Origin of the sequence: Shewanella sp. MBTL60-007, assembly GCF_019654915.1 — a bacterium.
GTDB lineage: Bacteria > Pseudomonadota > Gammaproteobacteria > Enterobacterales > Shewanellaceae > Shewanella.
On sequence record NZ_BPET01000153.1, the window covers coordinates 1 to 875 of the forward strand.

The following is an 875-nucleotide window of genomic DNA, read 5'->3' on the forward strand; positions in this document are numbered from 1 at the left end:
CTACAGAACTGTATACAAAATTAGTTAAATGGGAAAAAGACAGAAGATTTGTCGTATCTCGCGTACTGAAACCAGAAAAAGAAAGAGCACAATTATCACTTTTAGAAGGTTCCGAATACGACTACTTTTTCTTTGTAACAAATACTACCTTGCTTTCTGAAAAAGTAGTTATATACTATGAAAAGCGTGGTAATGCTGAAAACTATATCAAAGAAGCCAAATACGACATGGCGGTGGGTCATCTCTTGCTAAAGTCATTTTGGGCGAATGAAGCCGTGTTTCAAATGATGATGCTTTCATATAACCTATTTTTGTTGTTCAAGTTTGATTCCTTGGACTCTTCAGAATACAGACAGCAAATAAAGACCTTTCGTTTGAAGTATGTATTTCTTGCAGCCAAAATAATCAAAACCGCAAGATATGTAATCATGAAGTTGTCGGAAAACTATCCGTACAAGGGAGTGTATGAAAAATGTCTGGTATAATAAGAATATCATCAATAAAATTGAGTGTTGCTCTGTGGATAACTTGCAGAGTTTATTAAGTATCATTGCAGCAAAGATGAAATCAATGATTTATCAAAAATGATTGAAAGGTGGTTGTAAATAATGTTGCAATGTGTGAGAAGCAGTCTAAATTCTTCGTGAAATAGTGATTTTTGAAGCTAATAAAAAACACACGTGGAATTTAGGTTAGACTATAAATAGAAAAAAGAGTTTTGACAATGACAGAGATTATCAAAGATTTATACCAATTTACAGAGGTAATGGAGCCGATTAAGCTTTCAATGCACCAATACTTATTGATGACAAATGAGCCTGTTCTCATTCAGACCGGAGCCGTATCACAAGCGCAAACTACCATTCCTAAGTTGC

General features: G+C 34.3%; 1 protein-coding gene. It reads left to right on the plus strand.

All coding sequences use genetic code 11. From position 1 onward, the window contains the following. A partial coding sequence (locus K5Q92_RS23770; protein ID WP_139910997.1) for a transposase occupies positions 1-485 on the plus strand: 485 nt, incomplete at its 5' end. Between the last annotated feature and the right edge of the window lie 390 nt (positions 486-875).